The organism is Mycolicibacter sp. MU0102 (genome assembly GCF_963378105.1).
Taxonomy (GTDB): Bacteria; Actinomycetota; Actinomycetes; order Mycobacteriales; family Mycobacteriaceae; genus Mycobacterium; species Mycobacterium holstebronense.
The window spans coordinates 2311926-2333484 of sequence record NZ_OY726398.1 but is presented as its reverse complement, the minus strand read 5'-3'; the positions used below and the strand labels follow the sequence as shown (position 1 = coordinate 2333484).

The window sequence follows — 21559 nt, the reverse complement described above, 5'->3', positions numbered from 1 at the left end:
TCATCGGAATAGCCCTGAAAAGTCTTTCGGAGCAGTAATATCCGTCCGCACACCCTGCCCCACATCACCGGATGGCTTGCGCGCCAAATGCGGCTTGCGTTCGATCAGGTCAGTGATGGCCGCCGTGATGTCGTCCAGGTGTTCATCGGCGTAAGCCAGGTCGGTGGGGTCGGCCAGCCGCCCGTCCAACTGCACCAGGGCGTCATGCAGTTGGTGGCGTAGTTCTTCGCTGCCTTTGGCTTGGCTCCGATACTTGGCGTTCTCCCGGCGTAACCCTTCTACGTACTCACGGGAGAATGTCTCTGTATCGGCTTCTGCTGCACCCGATTCCGGCTCGGGCGTAATTACCTCGCCGTCGTCGGGTTCGTCGGACTGTGTTGAATCTGGGCCGGCTTCTGTCACTTCGATTTCTTCCTTTTACGAACAGGGAGTGGTTTCACTGGGACAAGCACAATCTCCTGCACACAGCGGCACGAATGGTGCCGTGGCATGTGGTGATCCGGCGGGAACACCCGCCCATTGCGCGACCACCACACGCACCGCTTACATGGGTCGGACTCCATTTTTCGGATCCAACCGAGATACCCGCCCCGGCTCCGATTGCGGCCCGTCAGAGATTCCTCAACACCACCCTGCGCGGTGTAGAGAACCTCAGACGCGCCCAACCGTTCAATGCGGGCCAGGGGGTCGGGTTCTTCGAGGATGGTTTTCGCGGCTTTGAGTAGCCGGTCAGAGTCGTCGGCAGGCAGCAACCCTTTAGCGGGGACGGCCCGACCCGTCACATTTTCTAGCTGGCGTTGGGTGAAGGCTTCGGCCAGCGCCAACGCTTGGGCATTGCCGCGTTGGACGATGGCAGCCACGTTGGTGGCCCTGGCAGCTTTGCTGACGTTGCGGCGGTTGGCGGCACGCCTCGCGGCCTGCGCCGTGGAGTCGGCCAGCTTCTCAAGTTCGGCCTGGTATTTGTCGGCGGGTTTAAGCAACGGCGTCGTCTCCGATGTCCAAGCCGATGCCGTCTAGGGTGTCTGCGCGTCGGGCCGAGCGGATCGCCACAACCTCATCGTCGGAATAGCCCAGCTTGGCTAGGGCGTAAGAGACGGGCAGGATTCCGGCCTGCACCAGCTTCACCACCGCGTCGGCCTCCTGCGCCGTAGAACGGGTAGCCGCGTCGGCCCACTGCACCCGCAGCGCGGCCGGGTCGGTGGCAGTTGAGACCGCCACCAATAGGCGGGCCACCTGCTCCCACGACCGCCCGAACAGCAGTTGTTTGGACTCGGCGCGTGCGGTCAGAGATGCCTCACTGGCCCGCAGCGCGTCCGCCGACGATGGCTGTGCAGTCAATACCCCGAGATAGTGAGACGGCAGCGCCGAGACGGCTTGAATCTGGGAGACCAATACCCGCACGGCCGTCTCGAATCCCGATAGGGCCGCCTCGGCGAAGCTGCCGAACTTGGTTTCGGGATTCTCGGCAATCGCCCATGACCTCGAACCCTCGTCAAACGGTGTGGTCGTGTCCACGACCGGTTCGCCGTCCAGGACCACCCGGTTGCCGCCAGCGTCAAGCCGTGGTTTCTCGGTGAGTTCGACGCCGGTAACCCACCGCCGCCCAAACCCGGCGGCATGGGATGCAATAACCATGTCCAGCGTTACCTTCACCAACGCGTCGGTGAGGTCTCGTAAGTCTTCAATCTCGCTACGGCCGTTATCGAACGGCACCAGCGGAACCACCCCAAGGGTGTGAGGAATCGTCTCCACTAGACGGAACCCGCCAACCACCGCGTTGGGTGTGGGTGCGGTCCAGTGCTCCACCCGATCCGGCAGGTACACATATGCCTCGGTGGAACGTTTGGTTGAGTACCGTTTCACCCCGGCCAACACCGAACGGTCAGCAGGATCACGGATCACCGCGCACTCAAACGGGGACTCAACTGTTGCGGTGGGTCGCCCGTCCTTGGCCCAGACCAGCACGAAGCCCTGTCGGTAGGTGAGTGCATCGGCGTGGACCTGCGCGGCCAGTTGATCTAGGTCATTGGCGACAAAGGCGTGCCATGCAACCGGGTCACTGAACCCGGTAATTCTCAACCGCTCAGTAAGGCTCGATACCGTCAACGCCGGAATGTTCACCGACATCCGACACAACCGGTTGTCTAACGCTTTGCGCGACTCGGCGGATAGGAACGCCAGTGGTTGCCTGCCCTCGGCATACAGCCTCAGGGTGTCGTAGTGGTGTTGCGGCGCGTCGAGTTCGGCCAGCAGATCGTGCAACAGTTCATTCATCGGGTAATCACTCGGAATCGTTTCTTTTGCTTGCCCGCTAGCCAGGTGGCGCGCGAGTAGGCCATCACCAGGGCGGCGGCCAGATCAATGCGCGGGGCATCCTTGGATCGGCTGACCTTGCCCAACTTGAGGCCGCCGTCTGCGGTATCCACGACCGACGCCGCTAGAACGTGCTCGCGTAGGTCTGCGTCGCTGCTGTGGGTCATGCGGCGGTTCACGATGGCGGAATGCAAGGCGGTGGTCATGGCGGTCAGCCGCCGCCCCGACTGGGGGATCTCCATGATGGGGATGCCCTCGGCTGCAAGCACTTGCAAGGTGCGGGTCCAGCGGTGGGGGTCGGCGGCCACCTCGGTGACGTTCCATCTCTGGTAGGCGTCCCTAATGGCCTGTTCAACAGCTAGAACGTCAATCCGGTGGTCGGGGCTGTCCTCGGGCCGAAATAGCCGGTAGGTAGCGACGTGCGGGGTGGCCGAGACAGTCGCCACCACGAGGGCGGTGCAGTCGCGGGAATGGCTGCCGTCCAAGCCGATGACTACCTCGGCACCGTCCGGCACGTCCTCGCCAGTGCCCAGCACATCCCAGACATCGGCAGTCACAAACGGGTTCTCGTTATCGGTAACCCACTGCACCAACCGGACCCGCCGGAAGTGACTCTCTGTCATCTTCGGCGGCTGTAGGGCGGCCAGCGCGTCCCGAAACAGAAAGTCATCTAGCGCGGGGCTGGCCAGCTCCCAACAGTGCTGACAGTCAGTCGGGTGGTCCTCGAAACCGGCGGCGCCGATCTCTACGTACACCTGTGAGGTGTCGTCGGGATGGGTCCGGGCGTGGTCCCGGAACCCCGCCAGCACGTTGTCTGGCCGGGGGCCTGGCGTGCCGATCACCAAAACCGTTGACTCTTTTTGCTTGCCGCTGGCCAGCGCCACAACCTCGTAAGCCTCGGTGGCGACCCGCCCGCCCTCGTCAACGATGCACAACGTGGGGTTCCGGCCCTCAAGAGCCGCCGGAGTCCCTGGCAAGCAGGACATCTCTGACTCGGTGCCAGGAACAACCAGGCGGTCCTTGTAGGCGGTTACGCGGCATTCCAGGTCGGGGTTGCGGGCGATGAATTTGGCCGCCATGCCGAACACCAGGCCCGCCTGCCGCTCGTCTACGGCCACCACGTCAACTGATGCGCCCCTGCCTGTCATCAGCACCCAGACCGCTAGCGCTGCTGCAAGGGATGACTTCCCGTTGCCGCGCGGCATAGCGACCGCCGCTAACCGGGGGCGGGGCTGCGGGTCGAACACTTGCGATACGATGTCCACCTGCCAGTCGCGGGGTTCCATCGCTTCGCCGCCGCCGAAACACAAGTAACGACAAGCAAATTCGCGGAACTGCACGCTAAGTGGACCGCTTGACGAAAAGTCCAGCGGGTCAAGCACTCTCGGCGGTTTAGGTCCGCGCTTGGCGGCCATACTGACCAATGGCAACTATTCCAGCTAACTAGCTCATCTATACATAAAGGATAGACTGTCGTAATTAATTCGGCCGGGTTCCTTCGCTCGCTCCGTATGTTTCGATACCCTCGGGGGGTATCCCCCTGACATTCAGGCTGAGTTATGTTGTCCAACAACGCGTTTCGGACGTCTGACGAACGGGCTGTTGACGAGGTCCCGGCGAAGGCGCGATCGGCTCCACCTGGGCCGTCGGGGTGTGATTCCAGCAAACTGTCGGGGTAGTGCTAGCAAACCCTTGTGCAACGTGGTCCGCGTGCTGGGCCTCGTAGGTTGTTGCACCGCTTGCAAACCACCGCGACATCGGACATGCGAATTGGGAGCCCTAATGCGTGGCGCCGCCATGCAGTCGGGGTGTGGTCGGTCTCTAGGTGGTCAGTGCTGCCGCAGTCGGTGCAGAACGGCTGTAACCGGCGCGCCCGTGCCGAGAGTCGCTGCCATGCATTGTCATACCCTCGATCTGCTGCGCTGGCCTCATTCCAGTTGGTCCGGTCTCGTGGCTGGTAGCAGTCGGCGCATCGGGTGGTGGTTGACGGCTCGCCGCACCGGATGCAGGGCCGCGCCAGGTCGGCAGTCACCGGGGCAACTCAGACAGTGGGCGCACCGGCAAGTCGTAAGCGAGCTGGGCATCCGCGTATATGGTCTGCACTCGGTAGCAGCTGGCCCGATAGGCGCGTGTATACGTCGTCCATTGAAAGCCATTGCGAACCAACGGCCAAGCATCGCCGAATATCGGTGGCGTGGCCTCGCCGTCCGTGAATGCAAACTCACCGGTGAGTAGGTCGAACTTGTCGATAGCGGCCGGTAGACCGCGGCGTTGGTGGAAGTGGACACCGCAGCGGCAGCCGATGGCCGGGGTCGGGGATGCAAGTTGCATTGGGCTGGCAGGTACCCGTTGCTTTGGTAGTGGGTCGCCCGCGTGTGGGGCGGCCAGTTGGCCGTCCTCAGTGATGGCCCAGTAGCGCCACGCGTCAAAGGTCATGGCTGCGATCTGGTGCGGCCCGCGACGGGCGAATTTGGCGGCCCTCCCGCTGCGCTGCTTTCAGCTGGTCGGCGTGTGCGCCGATCCGGGGTGACTTGGTGGCAGTCGCCAGCAGGGTTGCCAGGTGCTCGGCTAGCTCGGTACTCACCGCAATCAGATACCCGCCGTGCTCGGCGTCGGAGAACCGAATAGACACCACGTCGGCGGACTCATGCCGGGGATGCAGGGACACGGCCACCGTGTCGGGGTCGGGCTGCAACAGGATGGCGTTCAATTCACTTCCTCCCGCCACGCGATTCGGGCGGCTTCGTCGGCTTCGTCTTGGCAGCGACGACAGGGGCACGGCTCGGCCAGTTGTGCCAGTTGTGCCAAGGGATGCGGTTCGGTCATGCCGGGGTGAGCTTCTCAAGTTGGTCTAGCAATGCACGGCGCTGAAGTTCGGGATCGGCGGAGTAGGCCCCGCGGCGAACCCTGGTGATCATTGCCCTGTCAGCGAGTCGGCACAGAATGACGCTTGCCTGGTATGTCGGAATGTTGAAGTGTTCCGCTACCTGGTTGGCGCGGACCACCCCCGGCGTCTGCTGCAGGAATCTGAGCACGTTACCGGCCAGGGTGCTAGTTCGACCGCAGCCTCGGCAAGTTTCCATTGGTTTCCAACCACTTCACTTAAAGCTATTCGTTCCGCTGTATTTATATTAGCACGCAGTTTTTCTGCAACGGCAGAATGTGAGGAATTGCGTGTTAGGTTTTATTTAGTTAGGACAACCGAATAGGCCCACGACTAACCCTCGGGGATGAGACATCCGTTAGACGGGGAAAATTTCGCATACCCCGAGATGGCCCGATGTACACGCCAGAGACTCTCGGGGCGCCTATCCGATTGGTGATTACTGGAACGTCCAAGCTAGAGCCGGAACGTTCGCAAGTGTGGTAACCCAAGTGCCCGCCCTAGCCCATATGGGGGCAAGACTGCCCTGGAGGGCAATCAGGTCAGGAGCAGCGCCTACGGTGGGCGCGAAAAGCAAAAAGATGGGAGCAGAATCCTTCTCTGCCCCCACCTCGTTGATTTCGACTATTAGCCGCTAGGGTTAGGTTTTAGTCACCGACAACCACCCAGAAGGACTGTAATACGTCTTCTGTCCGGTCGCTTCATAAACCTTCAGTACAGCCCCCTCAGTTACATTGAACCGGCCGCCCGGGTATTCAATAGAATTACCGCCGGGCAGCTGCACTTCGACACCGCCACTGTCCGTCATATACGTTCCTTTCAGCCAATTTCCGTTCGTTACCACCGGCCACCGTACGCCCTCATTGTCCCTTGATGGCCCGATTTCACTCTGAGCGGAACGCATCGTCTAGGATATCTATGCAATGTGTTGATAGCTCACAATTGAGTTCCGCCCCGCGCGGTTTCTAACTTTCCAGCGCCCGCCCATTGGTCGAGATCCGTTCGGTCGTAGAACACGCGGCCACCCAACTTGTATGACTTAGGGCCGGTGCCTACGGTGCGCCACCACCGCAGCGTGTTCGGCGGGATGTTGAGGTATTCGGATGCTTCTTGGAGTGTCAGTCTTTCGGACACGTATTGCCCCTATTGATTAGGAATGAACCGGAATCAACCGGCGGGGCTGAGCATGATCGGGGGCGGCTCAGTCCCTCACGATCCGACTGTACCAGCGGATCGCCGTTAGTGCCCGTCAGCAAATAACTGAATTGTGAACTAGTACAACAGAATTAGCGACCGACTGCTTTCGCGGCGCTGTCCATCGCGGCGGCGAGGTTGTCAAAGTCATCGGGCAGCATGTGGCTGTAGACGTTCATTGTGGTGGTGGCGTTCCGGTGCCCCAGCAGCTTTTGGACGGTAACAATCGAAGCGCCAGATGCCAGCGCCAACGACCCGGCCGTGTGCCGCAGGGTGTGGGGGGTCGCACCGGTCAGCCCAAGCTTCTCGACAGCCTTGTCGAACCGGACCCGAAACCACCCGACCGTCATAGCGCCGCCGTCGGGGCCGGGAAACACATACTCGTCGGGGTCGCGGCCCGCCACCGCCAGCCGCAGCTCATCAAGACATTCTGTCGTCAAGATGGGTACCGGGCGGCGCTGGTGGGTCTTGGTGTCGCCCTCAACAAGGCCCTGGCCGCGAACGCCAGTGATTCCCCTGAACACGTTCACGCGGCGCGCATCGAGGTTAACGTCGCCAACCCGCAACGCGGCGGCCTCACCGAACCGCAGGCCCGAATACGCCAGGAACCGCACCATTGCATCAAGCGGGGTCAACGACGGGCGGGTGTCGCTGCGTTGCCGAACCGGCGCGCTGGCGATCTCGGCCGCAAGCCGCCGCACTTGTTCGTGGGTCAGCGCAAGTTCTTTGCCGGTTGGCTTGCCCGGTAGCTCGATGTCGTCCGCCGGGTTGACCGCCAGATACTTAGCCCGCACGGCGTAGCCGAGCACCTGATGCACCACGTTGTGGGTTTGGATCACGCGGGCGGGGGAGAGTCCCATCGGCACTACGTTGCCCTCGGCGTCCCGTTTTGGGTGTTTACGCGCGGCGGGATCGGTCGCCAGCCATGTAAACCATGTTTGTAGTCGTTCGTGGCTGATGTCCCGCAACGGCTCGTCACCCCACTTGGGCAGGATCACGACATCGAGTAGGCCGTCATATCCTGCCACGGTCTTGGGTGCGCGGTTGGCGGCCCGCTTGGCAGCGAGCCATGCCTCGGCCACGGCTGCGAAGGTGACCGCCGAGCGTTTCGGGTCGGCGTAGGTGCCAGTCATTAGGTCGGCGGTTACGCCCGCAGCGTGGCGTTCCGCGTCTGCCTTGCGGTCGAAAGACTTGGAAGCCTCGTGTCCGTCGCTATCCACCCATCGTGTGAGCCAACGCCGACCCTGCCCGTGGCGGGCGGTGGTCACCAGCGTGCCGGGCCGCCCATGCTTGGGGTCCAGACACCAGCAGCCAGGGCCGTCGGCGGGGGGTTCTTCGCCCTTCCGGCGGGGCCGGTGCCACCGATCCTCAACGCGAGCGCGACCCCGTGAGCTGCGCTTTTGCATAGCAACAGTCTAGCGCTCTGCGGACTGTGTGCGGACTGTTCCGGCTTGCAGAGCCGACCGTGTCGGGAGCTGAACCGCTCCGAACTGCTTATTCGTGGTGCCCTCGGTGAGATTCGAACTCACACTGCACGGGTTTTGAATCCGTTTCCTCTGCCAGTTGGGATACGAGGGCCCTGCGCTGACGCGCGGCTTCCTACCTTAGACGATGCCCCTCGGGGTTGCCCCAGCCGGCAGCCACGACAGAATAGGGGGATGACCGAGCCCACGTCCGACAGCAGCCCACGCCCAGCCCGACGGGTGCTGATCGCCGAGGATGAAGCGCTGATCCGCCTGGATCTCGCCGAGATGCTGCGCGAAGAGGGCTATGAGGTGGTGGGCGAGGCCGGCGACGGACAGGAAGCCGTCGAGCTGGCCGAGCTGCTGCGACCGGACCTGGTGATCCTGGATGTGAAGATGCCGCGCCGCGACGGAATCGATGCGGCCTCCGAGATCGCCGAAAAGCGGATCGCGCCGATCGTCATCCTGACCGCGTTCAGCCAGCGCGACCTGGTCGAACGCGCCCGCGACGCCGGGGCGATGGCCTACCTGGTCAAGCCGTTCACCGCCGGTGACCTGGTCCCGGCGATCGAGCTGGCGCTCAGCCGGGCCGAGGAGATCACCGCCTTGGAGCGCGAGGTCAGCAGCCTGTCCGAGCAGCTGGAGACCCGAAAGCTCGTGGAGCGGGCCAAGGGCGTGCTGCAGACGGTGCACGGCTTCACCGAACCCGAGGCCTTCAAGTGGATTCAGCGCGCGGCCATGGATAAGCGGACCACCATGCGCCAGGTCGCCGAAGTGGTGCTGGAAAACGTCGAGGCCCCGGTCAACCCACCGGCCTGACCGCCACGCCACCAGCTGCACTGAGCCCCGCCGCGCTGGTTCAACCAGTACGCTCGATGACGTGCAGCGCAGAATCATGGGCATTGAGACTGAGTTCGGTGTCACCTGCACCTTCCACGGCCATCGGAGGTTGTCGCCCGACGAGGTGGCGCGCTATCTGTTCCGCCGGGTGGTGTCTTGGGGACGTAGCTCGAATGTGTTCCTGCGCAACGGCGCTCGGTTGTATCTAGATGTCGGCAGTCACCCCGAGTACGCCACCGCCGAGTGCGACAACCTGATTCAGTTGGTCACCCACGACCGCGCGGGTGAACGCGTACTCGAAGACCTGCTGATCGACGCCGAGCAGCGGCTGGCCGATGAGGGCATCGGCGGCGACATCTACCTGTTCAAGAACAACACCGACTCGGCCGGCAATTCCTACGGCTGCCACGAGAACTACCTGATCGTGCGGGCCGGGGAGTTCTCCCGGATCTCCGACGTGCTGCTGCCGTTCCTGGTGACCCGCCAGCTGATCTGCGGCGCCGGCAAGATCCTGCAGACCCCCAAGGCCGCCACGTTCTGCCTGTCCCAGCGTGCCGAGCACATCTGGGAAGGCGTCTCCAGCGCCACCACCCGGTCGCGGCCGATCATCAACACCCGCGACGAACCGCACGCCGACGCCGAGAAGTACCGGCGCCTGCACGTCATCGTCGGCGACTCCAACATGTCCGAGACCTCGACCCTGCTCAAGGTGGGCAGCGCGGCGCTGGTGCTGGAGATGATCGAGGCCGGGGTGCCTTTCCGGGACTTCTCGCTGGACAACCCGATCCGGGCGATCCGCGAGGTCAGCCACGACGTCACCGGCCGGCGCCCGGTACGCCTGGCCGGCGGACGCCAAGCCGGTGCCCTGGACATCCAGCGCGAGTACTACGGGCGGGCCGTGGAGTACGTTCAGACCCGGGCCAGCAACCCGCAGCTTGAGCAGGTCATCGATTTGTGGGGCCGCCAGCTCGACGCCGTCGAAACCCAGGACTTCGCCAAGGTGGACACCGAGATCGACTGGGTGATCAAGCGAAAGCTGTTCCAGCGCTACCAGGATCGCTACAACATGGAATTGTCGGATCCCAAGATCGCCCAGTTGGACCTGGCCTATCACGACATCAAGCGTGGCCGCGGGGTGTTCGATCTGCTGCAGCGCAAGGGATTGGCCACCCGCGTCACCACCGACGAGGAGGTCGACGAGGCCGTCGACACCCCGCCGCAGACCACCCGCGCCAAGCTCCGCGGTGAATTCATCAGTGCCGCACAGGCAGCCGGCCGCGACTTCACCGTCGACTGGGTGCACCTCAAGCTCAACGACCAGGCCCAGCGCACCGTGCTGTGCAAGGACCCGTTCCGGTCGGTCGACGAGCGGGTCAAGCGCCTGATCGCCAGCATGTAGCGCGCATGACTCGGCTCAGCGGCCTGGCCGCGCTTATCCCGCTGGCTACCGCGCTGGCCGGGTCACCGGCCGCACACGCCGACAGCGTCGTCATCTGCCAGTTCAGCGTGGCCAAGCCGTTCGTCTACTCGGTCGACCGGACCGACTACATGGGCAGCCGCGTCGACGTCAGCGATTGCCGGACCGATCTGCCCGGCACGCCGCTGACCCTGCAGATGCACCTGACCGCCTCCGGCGCCCCGCTGGAGCTGGCCGGCCCGTCGCACACCCTCACCTACTCCGAGACCCGCGCGGTGCACAACGGCGACAGCTTCTCGGTGGCGTTCCCCAACGACGAGCGGCTGATGCCGCTGTACCCGGGCGTCTACGGCGCCAAGATGACCGCACGCACCGATCTACCCGGCGAGCCACGCGCCGAAGACCCCGAATTCTCGGACTACCAGTGCAGCACCTGGGAGTTCCCGGGGATGACATGCGCGCCTGCGACCCACAGCTGAATGACCACGCAACCCGCGAGCCTTATCCTGTCTTCTCATGGCGACCGCGAAAGTCGAGCGACTCCTCAATCTCGTCATCGCGTTGCTTGCTACCCGCAGCTACCTGACCGCCGAGAAGATCCGAACCACCGTGGTCGGCTACGGCGACAGCCCCAGCGACGACGCGTTCTCGCGGATGTTCGAGCGCGACAAGAACGAACTGCGTGACCTGGGCATCCCGCTGGAGACAGGCAAAGTATCGGGGTTCGACACGGTAGAGGGCTACCGGATCAATCCCGACACCTATGCCCTGCCGGCCATCGACCTGACCCGCGAAGAAGCCGCTGCCGTCGCGGTCGCGGTGCAGCTGTGGCAGTCCCCGGAACTGCGCGCCAACGCCGAGGGCGCGGTCGCCAAACTGCATGCCGCCGGCGTCGAAGTGGACCCGAATCAGACCGACGTGCTGGTGGCGCCACCGACCGCGCTGCCGGGAATTCACCGGGCCGAGCCGGCGCTGGGCGCGCTGATGGACGCCGTCCAGGCGGGCCAGGCCGTGCAGTTCGGGCACCGCCCGTCACCGGTCGAGCCCTATGTCACCCGCACCGTCGAGCCGTGGGGCGTGGTCACCCATGCCGGACGCTGGTATCTGGTGGGCCACGATCGCGACCGCAACGCGGTACGCACCTTCCGGATGTCGAGGATCGCTCCGGAGGTTCAGCCGATCGGGCCGGCCGACGCCGTCACCCGACCCGATACCGCCGATCTGCGCGCGATCGTCGCCGACGCCGTCGGCGATGCACCCAGTGGACTACAGGCACGCATCTGGGTCGCCGATGGCCGCGCCGTGGCGCTGCGCCGGGCCGGCACGATATTGAGCCGTCAGGCCCTGGCCGGCCGCGACGGCGACATCATCGGTGTCGACATGGGCACCCATGACCGGTTGACCCGGGAGATCGCCGGCTACGGCGCCGACGCCATCGTGTTGGACCCGCCGTCGCTGCGCGACGACGTGGTGGCGCGCCTGAGCGCTCGCGTGGGGGAGGTGCCGGTATGACCCAGCTGTCGAAACGCCTGGTCCGGCTGCTGAACATGGTGCCGTACCTGAAGGCTCGCCCCGGGATCAGCAAGGAACAGGCCGCCGCCGAACTCGGCGTGAGCCTCAGCCAGCTGCAGACCGATCTGGAGCAGCTGGTGATGTGCGGCCTGCCCGGCTACGGGCCCGGCGAACTGATCGACGTGACGTTCTACGAAGACCGCCTCGACGTGTTCGAATCCGCCGGCGTTGATCGGCCGCTGCGGCTGACCTCGCGGGAAGCCACGGCCATGCTGATGGCCTTGCGCACCCTGGTCGACATGCCCGGCATCGTCGACCCGCGGGCCGCCCGCAGTGCGATCGCCAAGATCGAGGAGGCCGCCGGGGCCGCCGCACCGGCGGCGCCCACCTCCGCCACGCACGACGAGTCGGCTGCCGACTCTGTCCGACAAGACGTCGTCCGCGACGGCGTCCAGCAACACCGCGCGCTGGCGATCGACTACTACGCGGCATCCCGAGACAGCGTGTCGCAGCGGATCGTGGATCCGATCCGGGTGGTGCTGATCGGCGCGCACAGTTACCTGGAGGCCTGGTGCCGCGAGTCCGAGGGGGTCCGGTTGTTCCGGTTCGACCGCATCGACGGCGCCCGGCTGCTCGACGAGCCGTCGGCGCCGCCGGAGCCGGCGCGGCGAGCCGAAACCGACACCTCACTGTTCGACGCCGACCCGTCACTGCCGGTCGCCATCGTGCGGGTGGCGCCGTCAGCGGCGTGGATGTTCGAGTACTACCCGATGCAGGCCCTGGGCGAGCTGCCCGACGGCTGGCGTGAAGCCCAGCTGACGTACGCCTCCGAGGAGTGGCTGATCCGGCTGTTGCTCGGTATGGGCGACGACGTGCAGGTCAGGGCGCCGGAATCGGTGGTTGCCGGGGTGCGTGAGGCGTCGGTGGCCGCATTGGCGATGTATGAGCAGGTACGCCCTTGACGCTGTACAGCGTCGGAGCCCTGATAGCCGACATCGCCTTCCTGGCCCTGATGGCAGGAGTGGTGGTAGGCATCGTTTTCCTGGTCAAGGCCAAGGCGAAGTCCGCTGGTCAACCACCCATGGCGCCGAACTGGTATCCCGATCCGGCTGACCCAGAGCTGCTGCGCTACTTCGATGGTCAGAACTGGACGGGGGCCACCCGGCCACGGGATGCACCGTCGGGTTCTTGAGCTGCGGTAGCATCGTGGCGACGTCTGGAGGTAACCAAAGTGAACGCTTTAGGACCGTCGCACCTGGCGATCCTCGCCGTCGCCGTGATCATTCTGTTCGGCGCCAAGCGACTGCCCGATGCGGCACGCTCGCTCGGTAAGTCGCTGCGCATCTTTAAGTCCGAGGTCCGCGAGCTGCAGAACGAGAGCAAGCCGGATTCGACTGCCACCTCGACCACCGTCCAGTCCGAGCGGGTCGATCCGCCGGCGGCCGGTGGCCAGTCGGCGTAACCCGGTCCCGCCGTCGCGGCGACCGCGCTTCATCGACTGTGCGCACGCTCGGAGTTCTGCGGCGGCTCGACCCCCGTCAGCGGCGTAGCCGCACCAATCCCGACGGGACGATGTCGCTCGTCGACCACCTGCGGGAGCTACGTACCCGGCTGCTGATCTCCATGGCCGCGATCGTGCTCACCACGATCATCGGATTCATCTGGTACACCCAGCCGCTCTTCGGGCTGGAAAGCCTCGGCGAGTGGCTGCGTCACCCGTACTGCGAGCTGCCGGCCTCAGCGCGTGCGGCGATCGCACCCGACGGGCAATGCCGGCTGCTGGCCACCGCGCCATTCGACCAGTTCATGCTGCGGCTCAAGGTGGGGTTGGCCGCCGGCATCGTGCTGGCCTGCCCGGTCTGGTTCTACCACCTGTGGGCGTTCATCACCCCCGGGCTCTACCGCAAAGAGCGGCGCTTCGCAGTGGTGTTCGTCGTCTCGGCGGCCGTGCTGTTCGTCACCGGCGCCATCCTGGCCTACCTGGTGCTGGCCAAGGCGCTCGGATTTCTGCTGACCGTCGGCAGCGACGTCCAGGTGACCGCCCTGTCCGGTGATCGCTATTTCGGGTTCTTGCTGAACCTGCTGGTGGTGTTCGGGATCAGCTTCGAGTTCCCGCTGCTGATCGTGATGCTCAACATGGTCGGCGTGATCAGCTACGCCCGGCTCAAGGAATGGCGGCGCGGGCTGATCTTCGCGATGTTCGTGTTCGCCGCGTTCTTCACCCCGGGCTCGGATCCGTTCTCGATGATCGTGCTGGGCAGCACGCTGACCCTGTTGCAGGAGTTCGCCATCCAGATCGCCCGGCTGCACGATAAGCGCAAGGCCAAGCGGGAAACGGCCACCGCGCTGGCCGACGACCACGCGTCGCCCATCGAAGCGCCCACACCGGTCGCTACGCCGCATGACTAGTCCGCCACAGACACCCGGACAGACCGAGCTGCATCGGTTCACCGCGGAACTGCCCTTCGGACTGGACGGTTTTCAGCGTCGGGCCTGCGAGGCCCTGCAGGACGGTCGGGGAGTGCTGGTGTGCGCACCCACCGGCGCCGGCAAGACCGTCGTCGGCGAGTTCGCGGTCCACCTGGCTTTGGCCGGCGGCGGAAAATGCTTCTACACCACGCCGATCAAGGCGCTGAGCAACCAGAAGCACACCGATCTGGTGGCCCGGTACGGCAAGGACCGGGTGGGTCTTTTGACCGGCGACCTGTCGATCAACTCGAATGCGCCGGTGGTGGTGATGACCACCGAGGTGCTGCGCAACATGCTTTACGCGAATTCGCCCGCGCTGCATGGTCTTTCCCACGTCGTGATGGACGAGGTGCACTTCCTGGCGGACCGGATGCGCGGCGCGGTGTGGGAGGAGGTCATCCTGCACCTGCCCGAGGAGGTGCGGCTGGTCAGCCTCTCGGCGACGGTCAGCAACGCCGAGGAATTCGGCGGCTGGATCCAGACGGTGCGCGGCGACACCTCCGTCGTGGTCGACGAACATCGCCCGGTGCCGTTGTGGCAGCACATGATGGTCGGCAAACGGCTTTTCGATCTCTTCGAGTCCGATTCCGACGCCCGCGCCGCGGGAGGCCGGCCGCGCGTGGACCCCCAGCTGCTGCGCCACATCGCCCATCGCCGCGAAGCCGACCGGCTCACCGACTGGGGCAGCTCCCGTCGAACAAGGCAGGGCGGCTCGGGCCGCCCAGACCGGCCTACCTACCGGCCGCCGATGCGCCCGGACGTCATCGCGGTCCTGAATTCCGCGGGTCTTTTGCCGGTCATCACCTTCGTGTTCTCCCGGGCCGGCTGCGACGCCGCAGTCAAGCAGTGCCTGCGCTCGCCGCTGCGGCTGACCACCGAATCCGAGCGGGCCCGTATCGCCGAGGTGATCGACCACCGCTGCGGTGATCTGGCCGACGACGACCTGGACGTGCTGGGTTACTACGAATGGCGCGAGGGGTTGCTGCGCGGCCTGGCCGGCCATCACGCCGGGCTGCTGCCGGTGTTTCGCCACACCGTCGAAGAGCTGTTCGCCGCGGGTTTGGTCAAGGCCGTGTTCGCCACCGAAACCCTGGCGCTGGGCATCAACATGCCGGCCCGCACGGTGGTGCTCGAACGGCTGGTGAAGTTCAACGGTGAGCAGCACGCCGCGCTGACGCCGGGTGAATACACCCAGCTGACCGGCCGGGCCGGCCGGCGCGGCATCGACGTCGAAGGCCACGCGGTGGTGCTGTGGCATCCCGGGGAGAGCACCGCCGATCCCGACCAGGTGGCCGGCCTGGCGTCCACCCGTACCTTCCCGCTGCGCAGTTCGTTCGCGCCGTCGTACAACATGACGATCAACCTGGTGCAGCACATGGGACCCGAGCAGGCCCACCAACTGCTGGAGCAGTCGTTCGCCCAGTTCCAGGCCGACCGGTCTGTCGTAGGCCTGGTGCGCAGCGCCGAGCGCGGCGAGCGCACCCTGGACGACATCGCCGCCGAGTTCGGCGGGCGCGATTCAGCAGTCCTCGACTATGCCCGCCTGCGGGCAAAGATCTCCGAACGTGAACGGGCCCAGGCGCGGGCCTCGCGGTTGCAGCGCCGTCGGGCAGCCAGCGACGCCCTGGCGGAGCTACGCCGCGGCGACATCATCAACCTCAGTCACGGCCGTCGCGGGGGACTGGCGGTGGTACTGCAGGCCGACCGGGATTCCGACGAACCACGGCCGCTGGTGCTCACCGAGCATCGCTGGGCCGGCCGGATCTCCTCGGCGGACTATTCGGGCGCCGTCCCGCCGATCGGCACCATGAGCCTGCCCAAGCGAGTGGAGCATCGCCAGCCGCGAGTGCGCCGCGACCTGGCCTCGGCACTGCGATCCGCAGCCGCCGGCCTCGATATCCCCAGCTCGCGCAAACGCCGCGGCGACGCAGACGACGCACCGGTGGATCCGGAATTGGCTGCCCTGCGCCAGCACATGCGCGACCACCCCGTCCACGACGCGCCGGATCGCGACGCCCAGGTACGGGTCGCCGAGCGCTACCTACGCGTCGAAGCCGACAACGCGCAGTTGCGCAGGAAGGTCGAGGCCGCCACCAATTCGCTGGCGCGCACCTTCGACCGGATCGTTGGGCTGCTGACCGAACGCGGCTTCATCGGTGAAGGCGGCGAGGATGGCGATCCCCGAGTCACCGACGACGGCCGGATGCTGGCCCGGATCTACAGCGAGAGCGACCTTTTGGTGGCCGAGTGCCTGCGCACCGGGGCATGGCAGGGACTCAAGCCCCCGGAACTGGCGGCGGTGGTCTCCGCGGTGCTCTACGAAACCCGCGGCGCGGACGGGCCCGGCGGACCGCCGACCCTGCAGGCGCCCACCGAAGCGGTGCGCCGCGCGCTGCACCAGACCCGCAAGCTCTCGGCGGCGTTACGCGCCGACGAACGCCGACACGGGATCACCCCGACCCGGGAACCCGACGACGGGTTCGTCGCCGCGGTCTACCGGTGGGCGCGCAGCGGCGATCTGGCCTCGGCACTGGCCGCGTCAGATGCGGCCGACGGGGGCACACCATTGTCGGCGGGCGATTTCGTGCGCTGGTGCCGCCAAGTGCTCGACCTGCTGGATCAGCTGCGGAATGCGGCGCCCAGTGCGGAGTTGCGGGCCACAGCAAAACAGGCGATCGACACGGTTTTACGCGGGGTCGTTGCCGTTGACGCCGGGTAGGCTGGTCCGGGCGCTACGGTGGAGAGCCGGCGGTGATCAGCACCCGCTACGTGAGAGGACTTGAGGAACAACGATGAGCGGACCGCAGGGATACGACCCGACGCAGCCGTGGCAGCCTCAGCAGCCCGGTCAGCCCGAGGACCAGGGCACCGGACAGGGTCCCGCAACCGGTGCTGAGCAGCAATGGCAGCCGCCGGCCTACACGCCGCAGCAGTACCCCCAATACCCGCAGCAGGGCGCGTACCCCTCGGCGCCGCAGCAATATCCCGGCTACCCGCAGCCCGAGCAGTACGGTCAGCCCTCGCCGTACGGCCAGCCGGGCCAGTACGGTCAGCCCTCGCCGTACGGCCAGCCCGGCCAGTACGGCCAACCGGGGCAATACGGCCAACCGGCCCAGCCGGGTCCGTACGGTTACCCGCAGCAGCCGGGCCAGTACCCGGCGCCGGGCACCGCGACCAAGCGCCCGTCCGGGATGGTCAGCTCGGTGCTCGCCGGGTGCGTGGGCATCGCCGTGCTGGTGCTGCTGGTGCTGGGCTTCTGGAAGCCCGGTTTCTTCGTGACCACCAAGCTCGACATCGACAAGGCCCAGGAAGGTGTTCAGCAGATCCTGGCCGACCAGACCAACGGCTACGGCGCCAAGAACGTCAAGGACGTCCGCTGCAACAACGGGCAGAGCCCGGTGGTCAAGCAGGGCGACACCTTCAACTGCGAGGTCAGCATCGATGGGACCAAGCGCCAGGTGACCGTCACCTTCCAGGACAACTCGGGCACCTATGAGGTCGGCCGGCCCAAGTAGTCCCGGCGGGGCGAAGCTGCGCCCGCCGCATCAATCCGGCAGCGCGTCGAGCGCCCGCTGGAGCCGGGCAATCGAGGATCCGACACCCAGGCGCTCCGCCAATTCGGCGACCCGCGCCGGGTCGGCGGCCACCCGCGGCAGGGTGTCCGACGGTGTCGACAATGTGACCGGAGCGTCGGTAGCCACGCGTACCACCGGACCGGCGGCCTCGATGTAGTCCTGCCCGGCCTGCAGTTTGGCCCGAACCCCTTTGGCCATAGGCGATCCCGGGTCAGCGGACGCGGCCAGCGCCGCCGCCAGCGAGCCATACTGGGTCAACAGGCCGGCCGCCGTCTTCTCGCCGATGCCCGCAACCCCGGGCAACCCATCGGAGGGGTCACCGCGCAGCAGCGCCATTTCGGCGTAGGCAGCCCCAGCCCGCTCCGGCGGCAGGCTGTAGCGTTGCGCCACCTCGCCCGGGCCGAACAGCGTCGCTTTGGCCAGGCCCTGTCCCAGGTAAAGCACCGACACCGGGACCGGCCGGTCGGTGACCACCTGCAGCAGGTCGCGGTCGCCGCTGACCACGATCACCGGGTCGCGCTGTTCGGCTGCCGCCAAGGTGCCCAGCACGTCATCGGCCTCGAAATCGGGCGCCCCACCCGTGGTGATGCCGAACGCGTCGAGCAGCTCGGCGATCATCTCCACCTGCGGACTCAGCTCGTCGGGCACCTCTTCAATGTCTGAATCGTCTGGCACCTCTTCGGCCACCCGGTGGGCCTTGTAGGACGGGATGAGGTCCACCCGCCACTGCGGCCGCCAGTCCAGATCCAGACAGACCACCAGCCGTCCCGGGCTCTGGCGGGTGATCAGGGTGGCCACCGAGTCGAAGAAACCGCGTACCGCATTCACCGGCCGGCCGTCGGGTGCGGTGATCGAGGACGGCACCCCGAAGTAGGAGCGGAACCACATACTGGCACCGTCGAGCAGCAACACGGGAGCAGTCATGGGTGCCAGCCTATTGGCCGGCGGTTAGCAAGGCTCGACGGAGGAGAGGCGAAGCTGGACCGCCGTTTGGGCCCGCCCGATAGCCTGATGTGCGTGACTTCCCGGTTCGAAAGCAGCGTCTACGCCCACCGATTGACCGCCGCGGCCAGTGCCGCCGCGAACGCCGGCCTGGCCGGCCTGGTGATCACGCCCGGCTATGACCTGCGCTACCTGACCGGGTCGCGGGCCCAGACTTTCGAGCGGCTCACCGCGCTGGTGCTGCCGGCCTCGGGTTCGCCCACCATGGTGGTGCCGCGACTGGAGCTGGCGGCGCTGCGCGAATCCGCGGTGGCCGACCTGGGCGTGACGGTGCGGGACTGGGTTGACGGCGAGGATCCCTATCGCATGGTGGGCGAGGCGCTAGGGGGAGCACCGTCGTCGGCGGTCGCTGTCACCGATTCGATGCCTGCGCTGCACCTGTTGCCCCTGGTCGACGTGCTCGGCACGACGCCCGTTCTGGCCACGGGTGTCCTTCGTGATCTGCGAATGATCAAGGACGCCAGCGAGATCGATGCCCTGCGCAAGGCCGGTGCGGCGATCGATCGGGTGCACGCCCGGGTGCCGGAGTTCTTGGTGCCGGGCCGCACCGAAGCCGATGTCGCCGCCGACATCGCCGAAGCGATCGTGGCCGAAGGCCATTCGGAGGTGGCCTTCATCATCGTGGGTTCGGGCCCGCACGGCGCCGACCCGCACCATGAATGCTCCGAGCGAGTGCTGCAGGCCGGTGACATCGTCGTCGTCGACATCGGCGGACCGGTCGAGCCCGGATACAATTCCGACTCGACCAGAACTTACAGCCTGGGGGAGCCGAGTCCCGAGGTAGCGCAACACTATTCGGCGCTGCTGGAGGCGCAGCGTGCCGCGGTCGCCAGCGTTCGCCCGGGAGTGACGGCGCAGCAGGTGGACGCGGCGGCTCGTGACGTGTTGGCCAAGGCCGGCCTGGCCGAATACTTTGTGCACCGCACCGGGCACGGCATCGGCCTGTCGGTGCATGAAGAGCCCTACATCGTTGCCGGCAATGACGACACGCTCCGGGCCGGGATGGCGTTCTCGGTCGAACCCGGCATCTACTTTCCCGGCAAGTGGGGCGCCCGCATCGAAGACATCGTGGTCGTCACCGCCGACGGCGTGGAATCACTGAACAGTCGGCCGCATGATCTGGTGGTGGTGCCGGTGACGGAGTCGGCCGACTAGCGGTTGCCGCGGTCGAGCAGGTCGGCGGAGCCAAGCACGCGTTCCACCTGCACTTCGATCACCACTCGCTGCGGGTTCACCCGCGGGGTGCGGTAGCGCTGGGCGTACCGCAGCTCGGCGTCACGGACCGCCGCGGGGGCGTCGTTGACGGTGGCGCTGCCTTCCAGCGAGAGCCAGCGCGCCCCGTCGACTTGGCTGAGCACAGCAACCCCGGCGCGTTCGGCGTTGACCGCCTTCTGCGAACCGCCGGTGGTGATCACCCGGGCGATATGGGTTTTGGGATCAAAGGTGAAACCCACCGCGACCACGTGCGGCGAATTGTCGGCACGCAAGGTGGTCAGCATCGCCAGGTGGCGTTCGGTGAGAAACGCCAACGCGTCACTGGTCAGTCGAGTCGTCGCGTTCGCCATCACCGCCCACGCTAGCGCAGGCGATAATCTCAGCCGTGAACGACACGGTTGACGGGCCGGTGGTGATTTTCGGCGGACGCAGTGAGATCGGCCTCGAGTTGGCGCAGCAGCTCGCGCCGGGGGCGACGGTGGTGCTGGCGGCGCGCTCCGCCGATCGGCTAGACGCCGAAGTCGCCGCGGTGCGCAAGGCGGGCGCGGCGGCGGTACACACCACTGAGTTCGATGCAGACGACGTGAGCGCCCACGGCCCCTTGGTGGCGCACCTGATCGCCGAGCACGGCCCGATCGGTACCGCCGTGCTGGCTTTCGGCGTGCTGGGCGATCAGGCCCGGGCGGAGTCCGATGCGGCGCACGCGGTGGCCGTCGTGCACACCGACTACGTCGCCCAGATCAGTTTGCTCAGCCACCTGGCCGCGGCCATGCGCAGCGCCGGGCGGGGTCGCATGGTGGTGTTCTCCTCGGTGGCAGGGGTGCGGGTCCGACGCGCCAACTACGTTTACGGCTCGGCCAAGGCCGGCCTCGATGGCTTCGCCAGCGGTCTCGCCGATGCACTGCACGGCACGGGTGTGTGCCTGTTGCTTGTGCGACCAGGTTTCGTCATCGGCCGGATGACCACCGGCATGGACCCCGCTCCACTGGCGAGCACCCCGCGTCAGGTGGCAATCGCGGCGGCCCGGGCACTACGCAAGGGCAGCCGCACCATATGGGTGCCGTGGGCGCTGCGCCCGCTGTTCGCCACGCTGAGAATTCTCCCGCAATCTGTGTGGCGCCGGATGCCGCGTTAACAAACCCGGAGCCCGGCGCAGCGCCGCGACCGGCCGGTTAGTACGATGTGACGGAACGCGACATTCCCAGGTCGTGGGAATACACGAAGAATTTCGGTATAGTTTTCTGACCTCTTCCCGCCTGACAGGACTAGAGTGTAAAACCATGGACGATCGAAAAAAGGACCCGTCGGTCGTGCTGCCTTACCTGGTCGGTAGGCCGCTTCCGGCAACTGAGGTATATGAAGCCTTCGGCTACCGGAAGTCTGCCTACTACAAGGCTGCACACGAAGGGCGTTTGATCACCGCCGACAACCTGATCCGGGTTGCCACTCACTTCGGCTTGAACGCGGTTGATCTGTTGGTCCGCTACGGACTGATCACCCTGGATGCCGTGACGGACTTTGTGGATGCCGAGCAGCCGAAGTCCGAGCTACCCAAGCTCGCCGACTTGCATCCCATCGCAAGCCGCCCACCGCTGTAGCGGTTGCACTGTTCGCCTAGGCGCCCGGCCCGCACTTTGACCAGCTACGCGGGCCCCAGGGCTCCGGGCGGGTAGGT

At 66.0% G+C, this 21559-nt stretch carries 23 protein-coding genes and 1 tRNA gene; 13 read left to right on the top strand and 11 right to left on the bottom strand.

Annotated elements, in window-relative coordinates; translation table 11 throughout:
• The 9 genes from RCP37_RS10875 to RCP37_RS10840 all read right to left on the bottom strand — a co-directional run bounded on the left by RCP37_RS10875 (position 1) and on the right by RCP37_RS10840 (position 7969).
• Complete coding sequence (locus tag RCP37_RS10875) at positions 1–402, bottom strand: hypothetical protein (RefSeq protein ID WP_308486838.1); 402 nt, start codon at positions 400–402, stop codon at positions 1–3.
• Positions 399–980, bottom strand: coding sequence for a hypothetical protein (locus RCP37_RS10870; RefSeq protein WP_308486837.1), 582 nt, complete (start codon positions 978–980; stop codon positions 399–401). Before RCP37_RS10870 ends, RCP37_RS10875 begins: the two co-directional genes overlap by 4 nt.
• Complete coding sequence (locus tag RCP37_RS10865) at positions 973–2274, bottom strand: phage portal protein (RefSeq protein WP_308486836.1); 1302 nt, start codon at positions 2272–2274, stop codon at positions 973–975. Before RCP37_RS10865 ends, RCP37_RS10870 begins: the two co-directional genes overlap by 8 nt.
• Complete coding sequence (locus tag RCP37_RS10860) at positions 2271–3695, bottom strand: terminase large subunit domain-containing protein (protein ID WP_308486835.1); 1425 nt, start codon at positions 3693–3695, stop codon at positions 2271–2273. Before RCP37_RS10860 ends, RCP37_RS10865 begins: the two co-directional genes overlap by 4 nt.
• Before the next feature lie 1043 nt (positions 3696–4738).
• A complete protein-coding gene (locus RCP37_RS10855) occupies positions 4739–5023 on the bottom strand; it encodes a hypothetical protein (RefSeq protein WP_308486834.1) in 285 nt (94 codons plus the stop codon).
• Between the two features lie 112 nt (positions 5024–5135).
• Positions 5136–5396 carry a FaeA/PapI family transcriptional regulator gene (locus RCP37_RS22185; RefSeq protein WP_373693148.1) on the bottom strand — a complete coding sequence of 87 codons (261 nt, stop codon included), beginning with the start codon at positions 5394–5396 and terminating at the stop codon, positions 5136–5138.
• Between the two features lie 737 nt (positions 5397–6133).
• Positions 6134–6331, bottom strand: a complete 198-nt coding sequence (locus tag RCP37_RS10850; RefSeq protein ID WP_308486833.1) for a helix-turn-helix transcriptional regulator — start codon at positions 6329–6331, stop codon at positions 6134–6136.
• Positions 6332–6483: 152 nt separating this feature from the next.
• Positions 6484–7797, bottom strand: coding sequence for a tyrosine-type recombinase/integrase (locus RCP37_RS10845; protein WP_373693147.1), 1314 nt, complete (start codon positions 7795–7797; stop codon positions 6484–6486).
• A 95-nt stretch (positions 7798–7892) separates the two neighbouring features.
• Positions 7893–7969 (bottom strand) — tRNA-Leu (locus tag RCP37_RS10840).
• An 80-nt stretch (positions 7970–8049) separates the two neighbouring features.
• Between RCP37_RS10840 and RCP37_RS10835 the strand changes: the two genes are divergently transcribed.
• The 10 genes from RCP37_RS10835 (at position 8050) to RCP37_RS10790 (ending at position 17607) form a co-directional block, all read left to right on the top strand.
• Positions 8050–8673 carry a two-component system response regulator PdtaR gene (locus RCP37_RS10835; RefSeq protein ID WP_308486831.1) on the top strand — a complete coding sequence of 208 codons (624 nt, stop codon included), beginning with the start codon at positions 8050–8052 and terminating at the stop codon, positions 8671–8673.
• A 61-nt stretch (positions 8674–8734) separates the two neighbouring features.
• Positions 8735–10093, top strand: a complete 1359-nt coding sequence (gene pafA, locus RCP37_RS10830) for a Pup--protein ligase (RefSeq protein WP_308486830.1) — start codon at positions 8735–8737, stop codon at positions 10091–10093.
• A 5-nt stretch (positions 10094–10098) separates the two neighbouring features.
• A complete protein-coding gene (locus tag RCP37_RS10825; protein ID WP_308486829.1) occupies positions 10099–10590 on the top strand; it encodes a hypothetical protein in 492 nt (163 codons plus the stop codon).
• Between the two features lie 37 nt (positions 10591–10627).
• The gene (locus RCP37_RS10820; RefSeq protein WP_308486828.1) at positions 10628–11623 is read left to right on the top strand and encodes a helix-turn-helix transcriptional regulator; all 996 of its coding nucleotides are present in this window, start codon (positions 10628–10630) and stop codon (positions 11621–11623) included.
• Positions 11620–12585, top strand: a complete 966-nt coding sequence (locus RCP37_RS10815) for a helix-turn-helix transcriptional regulator (protein WP_308486827.1) — start codon at positions 11620–11622, stop codon at positions 12583–12585. Before RCP37_RS10820 ends, RCP37_RS10815 begins: the two co-directional genes overlap by 4 nt.
• The gene (locus tag RCP37_RS10810; protein ID WP_308486826.1) at positions 12582–12815 is read left to right on the top strand and encodes a DUF2510 domain-containing protein; all 234 of its coding nucleotides are present in this window, start codon (positions 12582–12584) and stop codon (positions 12813–12815) included. Before RCP37_RS10815 ends, RCP37_RS10810 begins: the two co-directional genes overlap by 4 nt.
• A 39-nt stretch (positions 12816–12854) precedes the next feature.
• Positions 12855–13085, top strand: a complete 231-nt coding sequence (gene tatA, locus RCP37_RS10805; RefSeq protein WP_046284045.1) for a Sec-independent protein translocase subunit TatA — start codon at positions 12855–12857, stop codon at positions 13083–13085.
• Between the two features lie 38 nt (positions 13086–13123).
• Positions 13124–14032: a twin-arginine translocase subunit TatC gene (gene tatC / locus RCP37_RS10800; protein ID WP_308486825.1), complete on the top strand. Its 909-nt coding sequence runs from the start codon at positions 13124–13126 to the stop codon at positions 14030–14032.
• A complete protein-coding gene (locus tag RCP37_RS10795; protein WP_308486824.1) occupies positions 14025–16811 on the top strand; it encodes a DEAD/DEAH box helicase in 2787 nt (928 codons plus the stop codon). The genes tatC and RCP37_RS10795 overlap by 8 nt, the downstream gene beginning before the upstream one ends.
• Before the next feature lie 73 nt (positions 16812–16884).
• Complete coding sequence (locus tag RCP37_RS10790) at positions 16885–17607, top strand: DUF4333 domain-containing protein (RefSeq protein ID WP_308486823.1); 723 nt, start codon at positions 16885–16887, stop codon at positions 17605–17607.
• Positions 17608–17637: 30 nt separating this feature from the next.
• Here RCP37_RS10790 and RCP37_RS10785 read toward each other — a convergent pair whose 3' ends face one another.
• Positions 17638–18591, bottom strand: coding sequence for a 5'-3' exonuclease (locus RCP37_RS10785; RefSeq protein WP_308486822.1), 954 nt, complete (start codon positions 18589–18591; stop codon positions 17638–17640).
• A gap of 87 nt (positions 18592–18678) precedes the next feature.
• On the opposite strand from RCP37_RS10785, the gene RCP37_RS10780 reads away from it, so the two are divergent.
• Positions 18679–19824 carry a M24 family metallopeptidase gene (locus RCP37_RS10780; protein WP_308486821.1) on the top strand — a complete coding sequence of 382 codons (1146 nt, stop codon included), beginning with the start codon at positions 18679–18681 and terminating at the stop codon, positions 19822–19824.
• Here RCP37_RS10780 and RCP37_RS10775 read toward each other — a convergent pair.
• Positions 19821–20234: a F420-dependent biliverdin reductase gene (locus RCP37_RS10775; RefSeq protein ID WP_046284039.1), complete on the bottom strand. Its 414-nt coding sequence runs from the start codon at positions 20232–20234 to the stop codon at positions 19821–19823. The two genes, RCP37_RS10780 and RCP37_RS10775, sit on opposite strands and share 4 nt — an antisense overlap.
• A 35-nt stretch (positions 20235–20269) precedes the next feature.
• Between RCP37_RS10775 and RCP37_RS10770 the strand changes: the two genes are divergently transcribed.
• Positions 20270–21019 carry a decaprenylphospho-beta-D-erythro-pentofuranosid-2-ulose 2-reductase gene (locus RCP37_RS10770; RefSeq protein WP_308486820.1) on the top strand — a complete coding sequence of 250 codons (750 nt, stop codon included), beginning with the start codon at positions 20270–20272 and terminating at the stop codon, positions 21017–21019.
• A gap of 145 nt (positions 21020–21164) precedes the next feature.
• On the top strand, positions 21165–21482 hold the full coding sequence (locus RCP37_RS10765; RefSeq protein WP_308486819.1) for a hypothetical protein: 318 nt from the start codon (positions 21165–21167) through the stop codon (positions 21480–21482).
• Positions 21483–21559 lie beyond the last annotated feature (77 nt).

Coding starts and splice junctions, on each gene's coding strand:
- RCP37_RS10865 (WP_308486836.1), bottom strand. CDS start 2,274: ATGAATGAACTGTTGCACGATCTGCTGGCCGAACTCGACGCGCCGCAA.
- RCP37_RS22185 (WP_373693148.1), bottom strand. CDS start 5,396: ATGGAAACTTGCCGAGGCTGCGGTCGAACTAGCACCCTGGCCGGTAAC.
- RCP37_RS10845 (WP_373693147.1), bottom strand. CDS start 7,797: ATGCAAAAGCGCAGCTCACGGGGTCGCGCTCGCGTTGAGGATCGGTGG.
- RCP37_RS10835 (WP_308486831.1), top strand. CDS start 8,050: ATGACCGAGCCCACGTCCGACAGCAGCCCACGCCCAGCCCGACGGGTG.
- RCP37_RS10825 (WP_308486829.1), top strand. CDS start 10,099: ATGACTCGGCTCAGCGGCCTGGCCGCGCTTATCCCGCTGGCTACCGCG.
- RCP37_RS10820 (WP_308486828.1), top strand. CDS start 10,628: ATGGCGACCGCGAAAGTCGAGCGACTCCTCAATCTCGTCATCGCGTTG.
- RCP37_RS10815 (WP_308486827.1), top strand. CDS start 11,620: ATGACCCAGCTGTCGAAACGCCTGGTCCGGCTGCTGAACATGGTGCCG.
- RCP37_RS10795 (WP_308486824.1), top strand. CDS start 14,025: ATGACTAGTCCGCCACAGACACCCGGACAGACCGAGCTGCATCGGTTC.
- RCP37_RS10790 (WP_308486823.1), top strand. CDS start 16,885: ATGAGCGGACCGCAGGGATACGACCCGACGCAGCCGTGGCAGCCTCAG.
- RCP37_RS10785 (WP_308486822.1), bottom strand. CDS start 18,591: ATGACTGCTCCCGTGTTGCTGCTCGACGGTGCCAGTATGTGGTTCCGC.
- RCP37_RS10780 (WP_308486821.1), top strand. CDS start 18,679: ATGTGCGTGACTTCCCGGTTCGAAAGCAGCGTCTACGCCCACCGATTG.
- RCP37_RS10775 (WP_046284039.1), bottom strand. CDS start 20,234: ATGGCGAACGCGACGACTCGACTGACCAGTGACGCGTTGGCGTTTCTC.
- RCP37_RS10765 (WP_308486819.1), top strand. CDS start 21,165: ATGGACGATCGAAAAAAGGACCCGTCGGTCGTGCTGCCTTACCTGGTC.